The following is a 15,400-nucleotide window of genomic DNA, read 5'->3' as shown; positions in this document are numbered from 1 at the left end:
CCGAACATATATATTCGAGAGCAGTTATGCCGAAGCGCACAGACATCAAGAGCATCCTCATCATTGGCGCGGGCCCGATCATCATCGGCCAGGCGTGCGAGTTCGATTACTCGGGCGCGCAAGCCTGTAAAGCGCTGCGGGAAGAGGGCTACAAGGTCATCCTCGTCAACAGCAATCCGGCGACGATCATGACCGATCCGAACACGGCCGACGTCACCTACATCGAGCCGATTTCGTGGGAAGTGGTCGAGCGCATCATCGCGAAGGAGCGCCCGGACGCGATCCTCCCGACCATGGGCGGACAGACCGCGCTCAATTGCGCGCTCGACCTGTTCCACCACGGCGTGCTGGAGAAGTACAACGTCGAACTGATCGGCGCATCGCCGGAAGCGATCGACAAGGCGGAAGACCGTCAGAAGTTCAAGGACGCGATGACGAAGATCGGCCTCGGCTCGGCCAAGTCGGGCATCGCGCATTCGATGGAAGAAGCGCTCGCCGTGCAGGCGCAGATTGCCGAAGCGACGGGCAGCGGCGGTTATCCGACCGTGATTCGTCCTTCGTTCACGCTGGGCGGCTCGGGCGGCGGCATCGCGTACAACAAGGAAGAGTTCGAGGAAATTTGCCGCCGCGGTCTCGATCTGTCGCCGACGCGCGAACTGCTGATCGAAGAATCGCTGCTCGGCTGGAAAGAGTACGAGATGGAAGTCGTTCGCGATAAAAAGGACAACTGCATTATCGTGTGCTCGATCGAAAATCTCGACCCGATGGGCGTGCACACGGGCGACTCGATCACCGTCGCGCCCGCGCAGACGCTCACCGACAAGGAATATCAGGTGCTGCGTAACGCGTCGCTCGCGGTGCTGCGCGAGATCGGCGTCGATACGGGCGGCTCGAACGTGCAGTTCGCAATCAATCCGAAGGACGGCCGCATGGTCGTCATCGAGATGAACCCGCGCGTGTCGCGCTCGTCGGCGCTGGCGTCGAAGGCGACGGGCTTCCCGATTGCGAAGGTCGCCGCGAAGCTCGCGTGCGGCTACACGCTCGACGAACTGAAGAACGAAATCACGGGCGGCCAGACGCCGGCATCGTTCGAACCGACGATCGATTACGTCGTGACGAAGGTGCCGCGCTTCGCTTTCGAAAAATTCCGCGAAGCCGATTCGCGCCTGACGACGCAGATGAAGTCCGTCGGCGAAGTGATGGCGATGGGCCGCACCTTCCAGGAATCGTTCCAAAAGGCGTTGCGCGGTCTGGAAGTGGGCGTCGACGGCCTCGATGAAAAAACACAAAGCCGCGACGAAGTGATCCGCGAGATCGGCGAGCCGGGACCGGACCGCATCTGGTATCTCGGCGATGCATTCCGTCTCGGCCTCACGATGGACGAGATCTTCGAAGAGACGTCGATCGATCCGTGGTTTCTCGCGCAGATCGAACAGATCATCTTGAAGGAGAAGGCGCTCGAGGGCCGCACGCTCGCGAGCCTGACGCGCGATGAGCTGCTCTACTTGAAGAAGAGCGGATTCTCGGATCGGCGTCTTGCCAAGCTCACCGGTTCGAAGCAAGACGACGTGCGCAAGAAGCGCCATGAACTGAAGGTGCGTCCCGTCTACAAGCGCGTGGACACGTGCGCGGCCGAGTTCGCGACGAAGACCGCCTACATGTACTCGACCTACGAGGAAGAGTGCGAAGCGAATCCCACGGACAAGAAGAAGATCATGGTGCTGGGCGGCGGCCCGAACCGGATCGGGCAGGGCATCGAGTTCGACTATTGCTGCGTGCATGCCGCGCTCGCGATGCGCGAGGACGGCTATGAAACCATCATGGTCAACTGCAACCCGGAAACCGTGTCGACCGACTACGACACGTCCGATCGTCTGTACTTCGAATCGCTGACGCTGGAAGACGTGCTCGAAATTGTCGATCTGGAAAAGCCGGTCGGCGTGATCGTGCAGTACGGCGGACAGACGCCGCTCAAGCTCGCGCTCGATCTCGAAGCGAACGGCGTGCCGATCATCGGTACGTCGCCGGACATGATCGATGCCGCCGAAGACCGCGAACGCTTCCAGCAGCTTCTGAAGGATCTCGATCTGCGCCAGCCGCCGAACCGCACGGCGCGCGCCGAAGACGAAGCGCTGAAGCTCGCGGAAGAGATCGGTTATCCGCTCGTCGTGCGTCCGTCGTACGTGCTGGGCGGCCGCGCGATGGAAATCGTCCACGAGCCGCGCGACCTCGAACGCTATATGCGCGAGGCCGTGAAAGTATCGAACGACTCGCCGGTGCTGCTCGACCGCTTCCTCAACGACGCGATCGAATGCGACGTCGACTGCATCTCCGATGGCGACGACGTGTTCATCGGCGGCGTGATGGAGCACATCGAACAGGCGGGCGTGCACTCGGGCGACTCGGCTTGCTCGCTGCCGCCGTACTCGCTGTCGAAGGAAACCGTCGACGAGCTGAAGCGGCAAACCGGCGCGATGGCGAAGGCGCTGAACGTCGTCGGTCTCATGAACGTGCAGTTCGCGATCCAGCAGGTGCCGCAGGATGATGGCTCGAAGAAGGACGTCATCTACGTACTGGAAGTGAACCCGCGCGCGTCGCGCACGGTGCCGTACGTGTCGAAGGCGACGGGCCTGCCGCTCGCCAAGATCGCCGCGCGCGCGATGGTCGGTCAGAAGCTCAAGGCGCAAGGCGTCACGAAGGAAGTGATTCCGCCGTACTTCAGCGTGAAGGAAGCGGTGTTCCCGTTCGTCAAGTTCCCGGCGGTCGATCCGGTGCTCGGACCGGAAATGCGTTCGACGGGCGAAGTGATGGGCGTGGGCCGCACGTTCGGCGAAGCGCTCTTCAAGTCGCAGCTCGCGGCCGGCTCGCGTCTGCCGGAATCGGGCACGGTGCTGCTCACGGTGATGGATGCGGACAAGCCGAAGGCCGTCGAAGTCGCGCAGATGCTGCACGAACTCGGCTATCCGATCGTCGCGACCAAGGGCACGGCGGCGGCCATCGCGGCGGCGGGCGTGCCGGTGAAGGTCGTGAACAAGGTGAAGGACGGCCGTCCGCACATTGTCGACATGATCAAGAACGGCGAGATCGCGCTCGTGTTCACGACCGTCGACGAAACGCGCGCCGCCATCGCCGATTCGCGCTCGATTCGCATGAGCGCGCAGGCCAACAAGGTCACGTACTACACGACGATGTCGGGCGCGCGCGCTGCGGTCGAGGGCCTGCGTTATCTCCGCGATCTGGAAGTCTATGATTTACAAGGGCTCCATGCTCGCCTAAACTAAGGCTTCGATTACCAGTCTAAGCATCACGAGCCGCGGTTAAGCGGCGTCTCCTTTGATCGGGAGATGCGCTTAACCGCGGTAATTTTTTTGACGAAATTGTTTGTGAGTGGTCTATGAGCACGATTCCTTTGACGAAGCGCGGCGCGGAGTTGCTGCGCGACGAATTGCAGCGCCTGAAGGCCGTGGAGCGTCCGGCGGTCATCAACGCGATCGCGGAGGCCCGCGCGCAAGGCGACTTGTCGGAAAACGCGGAATACGATGCGGCGAAGGAAAAACAGGGCTTCATCGAGGGCCGCATCGCCGAGATCGAGTCGAAGCTCGCCGCCGCGCAAGTGATCGACCCGACGCAGGTCGAGGCCGAAGGCCGCGTGGTATTCGGCGCGACGGTCGAGCTGGAGGACCTGGAGTCGGGGGACATGGTGACGTATCAGATCGTCGGCGATGACGAAGCGAATATCGATCACGGTCTCATCTCGGTGAGCTCGCCGATCGCGCGCGCGCTCATCGCGAAATCGGAAGGCGACGTGGCGTCGGTGCAGGCACCGAGCGGCGCGCGCGAGTACGAAATCATCGCGGTGCGTTACGTCTGATGGAGCACCGGCTCTTTCGCACCGTCAGCATGGTCTGGGTCGGCAGCTTGCTCACCCTGGGCCTCGTCGCCGCGCCCGTCCTCTTTTCGATGCTCGACCGCACGTCGGCGGGCTCGGTGGCGGCGCAACTCTTCAGGATCGAGGCGATCATCGGCGTGGTCAGCGCGCTCGTGCTGATTCTGATCGGCAATCGCTTCGTGAAAAGCGGCATCGTCGACTACAAGCGCGTTCGGTGGATCGTCGCGGTGATGCTGCTTTGCGTGCTCGTCGGCTACTTCGCGCTGCAACCGTTCATGAACTCGCTGCGCATGGCGGCGCAGGAAGCAGGCACCGATCTCGCGAACTCCCCGTATGCGAAGGAGTTCGGCGTGCTGCACGGCATATCGAGTGCGATCTATCTGATCGAATGTCTGTTCGGCATTGCGCTGGTGTGGCGCCTGCCGGGAGCTGCGCCCGTCAAGTTCGTGCCGAAGGGCAAGTCGGCCAAGGTGGCGGCGAAGCGAGCGCGCAGTTAAGCGCGCTTATTACGAGACGGCGCGTGCGTCGATTCGGGACGCACGCGCCGTTTGATCATTTCACGTCCTGATGCTGGCGTTTAGAGCTGGTCTGACGCTTCTTCGCCCGCTTCACGTTGCCGCCGGCCGTCACGCGTTCGTTGCCCAGCACTTTCAGCGTCTGCTTTTTCGGCTTCTTGAAGGCAGGCGCGTCGCGCGTGATCTTCACTGCCTTGACGACGCGCGGCGCACGGCCCTTGGTCGCGCGGTCGGCGGCTTCGCCCGCGCTCGGCGGCATCGTGCTGCGCGTGCGGGTGGCGCGGCTCTTCGGCGCGGCGCCTTCGGGTCTCCAGATCACGAGCAGCTTGCCGATATGCTGGATGGGCGCGGCGTTCAGGCGATCGCAGATTTCGTCGTAGATGCCGACGCGCGTTTCGCGTTCGTCGCCGAACACGCGGACCTTGATGAGCTGGTGCGCTTCGAGGTGCACGTTGATCTCTTTCAGCACGGCATCGGTCAGACCCTCCGCGCCGACGAGCACGACGGGCTTGAGCGCGTGGGCCTGGGAGCGCAGATCGGCGCGTTCGGCGGGGGAAAGGTTAAGAGCTGGCATGAGAAATTTGGGACTCGACTAAAATGTGGACGGCGTGAGGTACGCGCGCGAGGCGGTTTGAACACGCTGAAGCGAAAGCATATGGCTTCGCGCCGGATTGGCGGCGCATCGATCGCGCCACCGCCCACCAGAAACAGAACAGGCCGGATGCCGGGTTTCCGCGCATGTGAGCGCGCGAGGTCCGGTCCGGCCGACAAGACGCGTATTATCCGCTAAAAGCATCGCGCGATGCAGCAAAATGCGCACCGGGCGCGCTGTCAGCGCGCCACATGAGCTCAGTCTGAATGGCAAAGAACCGTTTTAATCAATCGTGGTTACACGACCACATCAACGATCCCTACGTAAAGATGGCGCAGCGCGAGGGCTATCGCGCGCGCGCCGCGTACAAGCTGAAGGAGATCGACGAGCAGGACAAGCTCATCAAGCCGGGGCAGGTCATCGTCGATCTTGGCTCGACGCCCGGCAGCTGGAGCCAGTACGCGCGCAACAAGCTCGCGCAGGGCGCGAAGCGGGACGCCGAGCGCGAGGGCGGCATCGACGGCACGATCATCGCGCTAGATATTCTGCCCATGGAGCCGATTGCGGACGTCACGTTCATTCAGGGCGACTTCCGCGAGGACGAGGTGCTTGCGCAACTCGATGAGATCGTCGGCGAGCGTCGGGTGGACCTTGTAATTTCCGACATGGCCCCCAACCTCTCCGGTGTAGCCAGTGCGGATGCCGCGCGTATCGAGCATCTCTGCGATCTGGCGCTGGAGTTCGCTCAGAACCATTTGAAACCGGAGGGTGCGCTGCTGGTCAAATGTTTTCATGGCAGCGGCTACAGTCAGATCGTCGAAAAGTTCAAGCACCAGTTCAAAGTGGTGGCGCCGCGCAAGCCCAAGGCCTCTCGCGACAAATCGTCGGAGACTTTTATCCTCGGGCGGCGGCTCAAGCACCCGAACTGAAAGGCCCGGTCAGCCAGTTTGGCGAAAATCCGCGATATTTGCGCGGATTATGCCGAAAAAAGCTTGTCTGCCGCTATTTATGCGGTAGATAAACCTTATGGCAGGGGTTAGCGGTCTGGATTAGAATGCTTTGGTGGCGTCGCAAGGTTTATGTAGGCGCCCGTCTATGAGTGAGGAGTGGTGCTTTGAACAACAATATGTTCTCTAAAGCGGCAGTGTGGCTCGTGATCGCACTGGTGCTGTTTACGGTGTTCAAGCAGTTCGATAAGCCCCGCGTCCAGGAAGGTGTGTCCTATTCGCAGTTCATGGACGACGCGAAGAACGGCAAAGTCAAGAATGTCACCGTTCAGGGCCGCAATCTCACGGTCACTCCGGCGGACGGCCAGAAATACCAGATCGTGTCGCCCGGCGACATCTGGATGGTCGGCGATCTGATGAAATACGGCGTTCAGGTCAGCGGCAAGGCTGACGATGAACCGAATGCGCTCGTCTCCGCGCTGTACTACCTCGGGCCCACGATCCTGATCATCGGCTTCTGGTTCTACATGATGAGGCAGATGCAAGGGGGCGGCAAAGGCGGAGCGTTTTCGTTCGGAAAGTCACGAGCGCGGCTGATCGACGAAAACAACAACGCAATCAATTTCACCGACGTCGCGGGCTGCGACGAAGCCAAGGAAGAAGTGTCGGAGCTGGTGGACTTCCTGCGCGATCCGCAGAAATTCCAGAAGCTGGGCGGGCGCATACCACGCGGCGTGCTGCTGGTGGGTCCTCCGGGTACCGGCAAAACCTTGCTGGCGCGCGCCATCGCCGGTGAGGCGAAGGTACCGTTCTTCAGCATTTCGGGTTCGGACTTCGTGGAAATGTTCGTCGGTGTCGGCGCGGCGCGTGTGCGAGACATGTTCGAGCAGGCGAAGAAGCATGCGCCATGTATCGTGTTCATCGATGAAATCGACGCGGTCGGTCGTCATCGCGGCGCCGGTATGGGCGGTGGCAACGACGAGCGCGAGCAGACGCTGAACCAGATGCTCGTCGAGATGGATGGCTTCGAGGCGAACTCGGGCGTCATTGTGATCGCGGCGACGAACCGGTCGGACGTGCTCGATAAAGCGCTGCTCCGTCCGGGCCGTTTCGACCGTCAGGTGTACGTCGGTCTGCCGGATATCCGCGGTCGCGAGCACATCATGAAGGTGCATCTGCGCAAGGTGCCGATCGCGAACGACGTGGATGCATCGGTTATCGCACGTGGCACGCCGGGTTTCTCCGGCGCGGATCTCGCGAACCTCGTGAACGAAGCTGCGCTGTTCGCGGCGCGTCGCGGCAAGCGCATCGTCGAGATGCAGGACTTCGAGGACGCGAAGGACAAGATCTTCATGGGTCCGGAGCGCAAGTCGGCGGTCATGCGTGAGGAAGAGCGTCGCAATACGGCGTATCACGAGTCCGGTCACGCAGTGGTGGCGAAGCTGCTTCCGCACGCCGATCCGGTCCATAAGGTCACGATCATGCCGCGCGGCTGGGCGCTCGGCGTCACCTGGCAGTTGCCGGAGCATGACCGCGTGAACCTGTATCGCGACAAGATGCTCGAGGAAATCGCGATCCTGTTCGGCGGTCGCGCAGCGGAAGAAGTGTTCCTGAACTCGATGTCGACCGGTGCTTCGAACGACTTCGAGCGCGCGACCAAGATGGCGCGCGACATGGTCACGCGCTACGGCATGTCGGATGTGCTCGGCACGATGGTTTATGTCGACACCGAAGACAACGGCATGTTCGGCAAAATGGGCGCGAAGTCGGTGTCCGAAGCCACGCAGCAGAAGGTCGATGCGGAAATCCGCCGCATCCTCGACGAGCAATATGCGCTTGCCCGCAAGCTGCTGGAAGACAACCGCGACAAGGTCGAAGCGATGACCAAGGCGCTACTCGAATGGGAAACCGTCGACGCGGACCAGATCACCGACATCATGTCGGATCGTCCGCCGCGTCCGCCGAAGAATCTGCCGCCGCCGTCCGGCGATACGCCTTCGGGTGGCAGCAGCGGCACCGAGGTTAAGCCGGGCAACGCGCCGGCGACGGCCTGAGTTCCCTGCGTCCGTTCATGGGCCGGTGTGCATAGCACGCCGGCCCATTTTCACTTTACGGCCCAGGTTTTAATGAGATGCTGAACGCGGCGTCCGTCGCTTGCGAGAGTCGCGTTCCCATTCTGATCTACGCTTCGTTCCGACTCGCTTGACCACGCCAATCTCATCCCCGCTTTCAGCCGCGCCGCTCCAGTGCGGCCGTTTCACGCTGACCTTCGACCGCCCGCTCGTCATGGGCATTCTCAACGTTACGCCGGATTCGTTCTCGGACGGCGGCCGCTTCGTGTCGCGTGACGCCGCGCTCGCACGCGCCGAGCACATGCTTGCCAATGGCGCCGACATGATCGACATCGGTGGCGAATCGACGCGTCCCGGCGCGCCGCCCGTGCCGCTCGACGAGGAACTGGAGCGCGTCGTGCCGATCGTCGAGGCGCTGCGCGCCATGCAAGTGCCGCTTTCCGTCGATACCTACAAGCCTGCCGTCATGCGCGCCGTGCTCGAAGCCGGCGCGGACATGATCAACGATATCTGGGGCCTGCGTCAGGAAGGCGCGCTCGATGCCGTCAAGGACAGCAATTGCGGACTGTGCGTGATGCACATGCTCGGCGAGCCGCGCACAATGCAGCTCCACGACCCTGCGTACAAGGATGTCGTCGCCGACGTACGCGCGTTCTTCGCGGAGCGCGTCGCCACGCTCGCGCACGCAGGCATCGCAGCGGAGCGCGTCAGTCTCGATCCGGGCTTCGGATTCGGCAAGACGGTCGAGCATAATTACGCGCTGCTCGCGTATCTCGCGGCCACGTTGCCGTCCGGGACGAGCTTCCCGCTGCTCGCGGGCATGTCGCGCAAATCGATGCTCGGCGCGGTCACCGGGCGCGGCGCCGGCGAGCGTCTCGCGGCGAGCGTCGCGGGCGCGGTCTGCGCGGCCGAACGCGGCGCTGCGATCATCCGCGTACACGATGTCGCTGAGACCGTCGATGCGCTGAAAGTCTGGCAGGCCACAAAGAATGCGGCCGGGAATGGGCATCATTGACTCCTGGCCTCAATCATTAGGAAGTTAGGCGCAGGCGCGCGCCCATAGCACTCATCAACTAAAAATCGCAGTCCGATAACAAGCGCCATACGGACGCGAGGAGGGTCAAGCAACAATGGCACGTCAATACTTTGGAACGGACGGCATCCGCGGACGCGTTGGCGTCGCGCCGATCACGCCGGACTTCGTACTCAAGCTCGGCTACGCGGCCGGCAAGGTGCTGGCCGGCGCCGACCGCGCCCAGCAGAAGAAGGGCAATCGCCCGACGGTGCTGATCGGCAAGGACACGCGCGTGTCCGGCTATATGCTCGAAGCCGCGCTGGAGTCAGGCTTTTCGGCGGCGGGCGTCGACGTGATGCTGGCCGGCCCTATGCCGACGCCCGGCGTCGCATACCTGACGCGCGCGCTGCGCTTGTCGGCGGGTGTGGTGATCAGCGCGTCGCACAATCCGTATAACGACAACGGCATCAAGTTCTTCTCCGCCGACGGCAACAAGCTGCCCGACGAAGTCGAGCTCGAAATCGAGCGTCAGCTCGAGCAGCCGATGGAATGCGCGCCGTCCGAAAGTCTCGGCAAGGCGCGGCGTCTCGACGACGCGGGCGGACGTTATATCGAATTTTGCAAGAGCACCTTCCCGGCGAGCTTCGACTTGCGCGGGCTGAAGCTCGTGGTCGATTGCGCGCACGGCGCCGCGTACGACGTCGCGCCGCACGTGTTCCACGAACTCGGCGCGGAAGTCGTGTCGATCGGGGTGTCGCCGAACGGCTTCAATATCAACGACGGCGTCGGTGCCACCGCACCCGATGCGCTCGTGCGCGCCGTGCTGGAGCACAAGGCCGATCTCGGCATCGCGCTCGATGGCGACGCGGACCGCCTGCAGATCGTCGATTCGACCGGCCGTCTCTTTAACGGCGACGAACTGCTCTACGTGCTCGTCAAGGACCGCATCGCGACCGACGGCAAAGTGGAAGGCGCAGTCGGCACGCTGATGACCAACATGGCCGTCGAAGTGGCGCTGAAGGAAGCCGGCGTGCAGTTCGTGCGGGCGGCGGTCGGCGACCGCTACGTGCTCGAAAAGCTGCGCGAAAACGGCTGGCTGCTGGGCGCGGAAGGCTCGGGCCACATCCTGTCGCTCGACCGTCATTCGACCGGCGACGGCATCGTCTCGGCGCTCCTCGTGCTCGCGGCGATCCAGCGCAGCGGCAAGTCGCTGGCCGATTTGCTGCACGGCGTGAGCCTGTTCCCCCAAAAGCTCATCAACGTGCGCATGACTGCGGGCGCGGACTGGAAAAGCAGCGACGCGATCCGCCGCGCAGTCGAGCAAGCCGAGCGTTCCCTCGAATCGCACGGGCGGGTTTTGATTCGCGCGTCGGGGACCGAGCCGGTGTTGCGCGTGATGGTCGAAGCGTCGGCGCAAAAGGACGCGGTTCGATACGCGGAAACGATTGCGCAAGTCGTGAAAGAGGCGACTTCGTAGGCGTTTACTGGAAGCCGTCACATTCGCTGAGAGCGGGCTGCGGCCCGCTTTTTTTATTGGAATCGATGCGTTGACAAAGAGGGTGTGATCAAACTTTCAGCGCGTAAGCGGAATGACACGCTGGCTTCACGCAAATTCATATTACTGTCACAGACTCCTCCTATATTTCGCGTTGTCGTCTCACACGCACACACGACACACGCTCACAACCCTGGAGGTTTCAATGAAATTGATGCAAACCGCGCTGGCCGGCGTAATTGGCGCCCTGTTCGCCATCTCCGCGCAAGCCGCCGACATTACCGGCGCGGGTTCTACCTTCGCAGCTCCGATCTACACCAAGTGGGCAGACGCCTACCAGAAAACCGGCGGCGGCAAGGTGAACTATCAAGGCATCGGCTCGTCGGGCGGTATCAAGCAAATCATCGCAAAGACGGTGGATTTCGCGGGCTCGGATGCTCCGCTGAAAGATGAAGAACTCGCGAAGGACGGCCTGTTCCAGTTCCCGACGGTGGTCGGCGGCGTCGTGCCGGTGATCAACGTGCCGGGCGTAAAGGCCGGTGAAGTGACGCTGTCGGGCCAGGTACTTGGCGACATCTACCTGGGCAAGATCAAGAAGTGGAACGATCCGGCGATCGCCGCGCTGAACCCGAAGGTCAAGCTGCCGGATACGGACATCGCCGTGGTCCGTCGCGCCGACGGCTCGGGCACGAGCTTCATCTGGACCAACTATCTGTCGAAGGTCAACACCGAGTGGAAGTCGAAGGTCGGCGAAGGCTCGACCGTCAACTGGCCGACGGGCACGGGCGGCAAGGGCAACGACGGCGTCGCGGCCTTCGTGCAACGTCTGCCGGGCGCGATCGGCTACGTCGAGTGGGCGTATGCGAAGCAGAACAAGATGACCTATGTCGGCATGAAGAACGCGGCGGGCACGGTCGTCGAGCCGAAGACGGACACGTTCAAGGCGGCGGCTGCCGGCGCGGACTGGTCGAAGTCGTTCTACCAGATCCTGACGAACGAGCCGGGCCAGAACGCGTGGCCGATCGTCGGCGCGACGTTCGTGTTGCTGCACGCGACGCAAGAAAAGCCGCAACAAGGCACGGAAACGCTGAAGTTCTTCGACTGGGCATTCAAGAACGGCAATCAGGCTGCCAACGATCTCGACTACATCTCGCTGCCGGATTCGGTCGTCGCCGAAATCAAGACTCAATGGAAGGCGAAGGTCAAGGATGCGTCGGGCAAGTCCGTTGCCGAATAAGCGCAGTACCCCTGGCTTGAAACTGTCCTAAGCTTCTGAAGCCCGGACGGTCGTAACAAGAAAGCCGCGCGGCGGGCCGAAAGGCTGCCGCGCGGTCTGACACGTAGCGAAACCAAGGCTCCCATGTCGGACATCAACTTAGCGTCGGCAGTGCCGGCAGCGCAGACGCAGCGCGCGCCGAGCCGTATCGGCGACATCATTTTCGGCGGCGTGACGCGGCTTGCGGCCGTCATCACGCTGCTTCTGCTTGGCGGCATCATCGTTTCGCTGATCGTCGCGTCGATGCCGACCATCCAGAAGTTCGGCCTCTCGTTTCTGTGGCGCTCGGAGTGGGATCCGCCCAGCGAACTGTTCGGCGCGCTCGTGCCGATTTACGGCACCATCGCGACTTCGATCATCGCGCTCATCATCGCGGTGCCGGTGAGCTTCGGCATCGCGCTCTTTCTGACGGAACTGTCGCCCGCCTGGCTGCGCCGGCCGCTCGGCGTCGCGATCGAACTGCTCGCGGCGATTCCGTCGATCGTCTACGGCATGTGGGGCCTGCTCGTGTTCGCGCCGATCTTCGCGCAATACTTCGAGAAGCCGCTCGGCCATCTGCTCGGAGGCGTGCCCGTTATCGGCATGTTCTTTCAGGGGCCGCCGATCGGCATCGGCATCCTGTGCGCGGGCGTGATTCTCGCGATCATGATCATTCCGTACATCGCGTCCGTGATGCGCGACGTGTTCGAAGTCACGCCGGTGCTGCTGAAGGAATCGGCGTACGGCATCGGCTGCACGACCTGGGAAGTGATGTGGAAGATCGTGCTGCCCTATACGCGCGCCGGTGTGATCGGCGGCGTCATGCTCGGCCTCGGCCGCGCGCTCGGGGAAACGATGGCCGTCACGTTCGTCATCGGCAACACGAACCTGCTCGACAACGTGTCGCTCTTTTCGCCCGGCAACAGCATCACCTCGGCGCTCGCCAACGAGTTCGCGGAAGCGAGCCCGGGCCTGCATACCTCGGCGCTGATGGAACTCGGTCTGATTCTCTTCGTAATCACGTTCTTCGTGCTCGCGCTCTCGAAGCTCATGCTTCTGCGCATGGAACGCGGGGAGGGCCGTAAATAATGAGCCGTCCCGCTACGTTCAATCAGGATCCGGAGCGCGTGCAGGCCACGCGCATGAAGCTGCAAAGACGCCGCCGCGGCACCAACGCGGTCGCGCTGACGCTCTCGCTCGCCGCGATGGCCTTCGGCCTCATCTGGCTCGTCTGGATTCTCTACACGACGCTCAAGCTCGGCATCGGCGGTCTGTCGATCGACCTCTTCACGCAATCGACGCCCCCGCCGAATACCGACGGCGGCGGTCTCGCCAACGCGATCGTCGGCTCGTTGATGCTCGTGCTGCTCGCGACGTGCGTCGGCACGCCGCTCGGCATTCTCGCGGGCGTGTATCTCGCGGAATACGGACAGAAGGGCTGGCTCGCGAGCGTGACGCGCTTCATCAACGACATTCTGCTGTCGGCGCCCTCGATCGTCGTCGGGCTGTTCGTGTATGCGATCGTCGTCGCCAAGATGGGCCGCTTCTCGGGCTGGGCCGGCGTGATTGCGCTGGCGCTTCTGCAGATTCCGATCGTGATCCGCACGACCGAGAACATGCTGAAGCTCGTGCCGAACGCACTGCGTGAAGCCGCGTTCGCGCTCGGCACGCCGAAGTGGAAGATGGTGATGTCGATCACGCTGAAGGCGTCGGTGGGCGGCATCGTGACGGGCGTGCTGCTGGCTATCGCGCGTATTGCCGGCGAAACCGCACCGCTGCTTTTCACGGCGCTGTCGAATCAATTTTTCTCGTGGGACATGAATCAGCCGGTGGCCAACCTGCCGGTGACGATCTACAAGTTCGCGATGAGTCCGTTCCCGCAGTGGCAATCGCTCGCGTGGGCCGGTGTGTTCCTGATTACGCTCGGCGTGCTGGGTCTGAATATCCTGGCGCGCGCGATCTTCTCGAAGAAATAAGGGCGGAGTGATTCCATGAATATGGTCGAAAGTGGTGTCAACCACCTGAATTCGAAGGTTGAAGCAACGCCGGTCGAGCGCGGCCCGGTGCCGGGCAGCGTGCGGCCGACGCATGGTTCGCAACCTGCCGATTCCATCAAGCCGAAGATCGAGGTGAAGAACCTCAACTTCTTCTACAACAAGTATCACGCGTTGAAGAACATCAACCTGCGCATTCCGGAGAAGAAGGTGACGGCCTTCATCGGTCCGTCGGGTTGCGGCAAGTCCACGTTGCTTCGCACGTTCAACAAGATGTACGCGCTCTATCCGGAGCAGCGCGCCGAAGGCGAAATCCTGATGGATGGCGCGAACCTGCTCGACACGACGCGCGACATCTCGCTTCTGCGCGCACGCGTGGGCATGGTGTTCCAGAAGCCGACGCCGTTCCCGATGTCGATCTACGACAACATCGCGTTCGGCGTGAAGATGTTCGAGCAGCTCTCGCGCTCGGAGATGGACGATCGCGTGGAATGGGCGCTCACGAAGGCCGCGCTCTGGACCGAAGTGAAGGACAAGCTGCAACAGAGCGGCTACGGTCTGTCGGGCGGCCAGCAGCAGCGTCTGTGCATCGCGCGCGGCATTGCGATCCGCCCGGAAGTGCTGCTGCTCGACGAGCCTTGCTCCGCGCTCGACCCGATTTCGACGGGCCGTATCGAAGAGCTGATCGCCGAACTGAAAAGCGATTACACGGTTGTCATCGTCACGCACAACATGCAGCAGGCGGCGCGTTGTTCGGACTACACTGCCTATATGTACCTCGGTGAATTGATCGAGTTCGGCGATACCGAAAAGATCTTCATCAAGCCGGCCCGCAAGGAAACGGAAGACTACATCACGGGCCGCTTCGGCTGATCGTCAGCCAGGTCAAACAGAAAGGCATAAGGAGCATATATGTCCGATAAACATCTCTCGAGCCAGTTCGACGCCGACCTCAACGCGGTGTCGTCGAAAGTGCTGGAAATGGGCGGTCTCGTCGAGTCGCAGATCATCAACGCGATGCAGGCGCTGAACGAATTCGATATCGGCATTGCGGATCAGGTGATTGCGGCCGAGGCGCGCCTGAACACGATGGAAGTCGAGATCGACGAGGAGTGCAGCAACATCATCGCGCGCCGTCAGCCGGCTGCGCGCGACCTGCGTCTGCTCATGGCGATCTCGAAGACGATCACGAACCTCGAGCGCGCCGGCGACGAAGCCGAGAAGATCGCGAAGCGTGTGAAGCGCATCAACGAAGACGGCGCGGGGCGCACGGTGAACATCGCCGAGGTCAAATTGTCGGGCGAAATGGCTGTGTCGATCCTGCGCCGCGCGCTCGATGCGTTCGCGCGTCTGGATACGGTCGCGGCCGCGCAGATCGTGCGCGACGACAAGGCTATCGACGATGAATTCCGCGCCTTCGTGCGCAAGCTCGTGACTTACATGATGGAAGATCCGCGCACGATTTCCGCGGGCCTCGACTATCTGTTCATCGCGAAGGCGGTGGAGCGCATCGGCGATCACGCGAAGAACATCGCCGAGTTCATCATCTATATCGTGAAGGGCACGGACGTGCGCCATATCTCGCGCGACCAGCTCGAACGCGAGGCGCTTAGCTGATGATGGCCG

The 15,400-nt window shown here is 62.4% G+C and carries 13 protein-coding genes; 12 read left to right on the top strand and 1 reads right to left on the bottom strand.

Annotated features, from left to right (window positions below; translation table 11 throughout):
• Positions 1-26: 26 nt before the first annotated feature.
• From carB to NCS28_RS09405, 3 genes are all read left to right on the top strand, one after another.
• Complete coding sequence (carB, locus tag NCS28_RS09415) at positions 27-3,281, top strand: carbamoyl-phosphate synthase large subunit (protein WP_250513570.1); 3,255 nt, start codon at positions 27-29, stop codon at positions 3,279-3,281.
• 113 nt (positions 3,282-3,394) lie between these two features.
• Complete coding sequence (gene greA / locus NCS28_RS09410; RefSeq protein WP_061120979.1) at positions 3,395-3,871, top strand: transcription elongation factor GreA; 477 nt, start codon at positions 3,395-3,397, stop codon at positions 3,869-3,871.
• Positions 3,871-4,386 (top strand): DUF4149 domain-containing protein, encoded by a 516-nt coding sequence (locus NCS28_RS09405; RefSeq protein ID WP_250513569.1) that lies wholly within the window; start codon positions 3,871-3,873, stop codon positions 4,384-4,386. The genes greA and NCS28_RS09405 overlap by 1 nt, the downstream gene beginning before the upstream one ends.
• Before the next feature lie 55 nt (positions 4,387-4,441).
• On the opposite strand, the gene NCS28_RS09400 is transcribed toward NCS28_RS09405, so the two are convergent.
• Positions 4,442-4,978, bottom strand: coding sequence for a YhbY family RNA-binding protein (locus NCS28_RS09400; protein WP_250513568.1), 537 nt, complete (start codon positions 4,976-4,978; stop codon positions 4,442-4,444).
• 284 nt (positions 4,979-5,262) lie between these two features.
• On the opposite strand from NCS28_RS09400, the gene NCS28_RS09395 reads away from it, so the two are divergent.
• From NCS28_RS09395 to phoU, 9 genes are all read left to right on the top strand, one after another.
• Complete coding sequence (locus NCS28_RS09395) at positions 5,263-5,925, top strand: RlmE family RNA methyltransferase (protein ID WP_250513567.1); 663 nt, start codon at positions 5,263-5,265, stop codon at positions 5,923-5,925.
• Between the two features lie 185 nt (positions 5,926-6,110).
• A complete protein-coding gene (gene ftsH / locus NCS28_RS09390) occupies positions 6,111-7,997 on the top strand; it encodes an ATP-dependent zinc metalloprotease FtsH (protein ID WP_250513566.1) in 1,887 nt (628 codons plus the stop codon).
• 232 nt (positions 7,998-8,229) lie between these two features.
• Positions 8,230-9,030: a dihydropteroate synthase gene (folP, locus tag NCS28_RS09385; RefSeq protein ID WP_250513676.1), complete on the top strand. Its 801-nt coding sequence runs from the start codon at positions 8,230-8,232 to the stop codon at positions 9,028-9,030.
• Positions 9,031-9,145: 115 nt separating this feature from the next.
• A complete protein-coding gene (gene glmM, locus NCS28_RS09380) occupies positions 9,146-10,507 on the top strand; it encodes a phosphoglucosamine mutase (RefSeq protein WP_250513565.1) in 1,362 nt (453 codons plus the stop codon).
• A 223-nt stretch (positions 10,508-10,730) separates the two neighbouring features.
• Positions 10,731-11,762 (top strand): phosphate ABC transporter substrate-binding protein PstS, encoded by a 1,032-nt coding sequence (gene pstS / locus NCS28_RS09375; RefSeq protein ID WP_250513564.1) that lies wholly within the window; start codon positions 10,731-10,733, stop codon positions 11,760-11,762.
• 123 nt (positions 11,763-11,885) lie between these two features.
• Positions 11,886-12,869: a phosphate ABC transporter permease PstC gene (pstC, locus tag NCS28_RS09370; RefSeq protein ID WP_250513563.1), complete on the top strand. Its 984-nt coding sequence runs from the start codon at positions 11,886-11,888 to the stop codon at positions 12,867-12,869.
• Positions 12,869-13,756: a phosphate ABC transporter permease PstA gene (gene pstA / locus NCS28_RS09365; RefSeq protein ID WP_250513562.1), complete on the top strand. Its 888-nt coding sequence runs from the start codon at positions 12,869-12,871 to the stop codon at positions 13,754-13,756. The genes pstC and pstA overlap by 1 nt, the downstream gene beginning before the upstream one ends.
• A 15-nt stretch (positions 13,757-13,771) precedes the next feature.
• The gene (gene pstB, locus NCS28_RS09360; RefSeq protein ID WP_250513561.1) at positions 13,772-14,647 is read left to right on the top strand and encodes a phosphate ABC transporter ATP-binding protein PstB; all 876 of its coding nucleotides are present in this window, start codon (positions 13,772-13,774) and stop codon (positions 14,645-14,647) included.
• Between the two features lie 39 nt (positions 14,648-14,686).
• The gene (gene phoU, locus NCS28_RS09355) at positions 14,687-15,391 is read left to right on the top strand and encodes a phosphate signaling complex protein PhoU (protein ID WP_250513560.1); all 705 of its coding nucleotides are present in this window, start codon (positions 14,687-14,689) and stop codon (positions 15,389-15,391) included.
• Positions 15,392-15,400: the final 9 nt, after the last annotated feature.

This window comes from Caballeronia sp. INDeC2 (assembly GCF_023631325.1).
GTDB lineage: Bacteria > Pseudomonadota > Gammaproteobacteria > Burkholderiales > Burkholderiaceae > Caballeronia.
The sequence above is the reverse complement of the archived record's forward strand: the minus strand, read 5'-3'. Positions and strand labels throughout refer to the sequence as shown.

What these genes read in the sequence shown, in the direction of transcription:
- carB (WP_250513570.1), top strand. Translation starts at nt 27, where the DNA reads ATGCCGAAGCGCACAGACATCAAGAGCATCCTCATCATTGGCGCGGGC.
- greA (WP_061120979.1), top strand. Translation starts at nt 3,395, where the DNA reads ATGAGCACGATTCCTTTGACGAAGCGCGGCGCGGAGTTGCTGCGCGAC.
- NCS28_RS09405 (WP_250513569.1), top strand. Translation starts at nt 3,871, where the DNA reads ATGGAGCACCGGCTCTTTCGCACCGTCAGCATGGTCTGGGTCGGCAGC.
- NCS28_RS09400 (WP_250513568.1), bottom strand. Translation starts at nt 4,978, where the DNA reads ATGCCAGCTCTTAACCTTTCCCCCGCCGAACGCGCCGATCTGCGCTCC.
- NCS28_RS09395 (WP_250513567.1), top strand. Translation starts at nt 5,263, where the DNA reads ATGGCAAAGAACCGTTTTAATCAATCGTGGTTACACGACCACATCAAC.
- folP (WP_250513676.1), top strand. Translation starts at nt 8,230, where the DNA reads ATGGGCATTCTCAACGTTACGCCGGATTCGTTCTCGGACGGCGGCCGC.
- glmM (WP_250513565.1), top strand. Translation starts at nt 9,146, where the DNA reads ATGGCACGTCAATACTTTGGAACGGACGGCATCCGCGGACGCGTTGGC.
- pstS (WP_250513564.1), top strand. Translation starts at nt 10,731, where the DNA reads ATGAAATTGATGCAAACCGCGCTGGCCGGCGTAATTGGCGCCCTGTTC.
- pstC (WP_250513563.1), top strand. Translation starts at nt 11,886, where the DNA reads ATGTCGGACATCAACTTAGCGTCGGCAGTGCCGGCAGCGCAGACGCAG.
- pstA (WP_250513562.1), top strand. Translation starts at nt 12,869, where the DNA reads ATGAGCCGTCCCGCTACGTTCAATCAGGATCCGGAGCGCGTGCAGGCC.
- pstB (WP_250513561.1), top strand. Translation starts at nt 13,772, where the DNA reads ATGAATATGGTCGAAAGTGGTGTCAACCACCTGAATTCGAAGGTTGAA.
- phoU (WP_250513560.1), top strand. Translation starts at nt 14,687, where the DNA reads ATGTCCGATAAACATCTCTCGAGCCAGTTCGACGCCGACCTCAACGCG.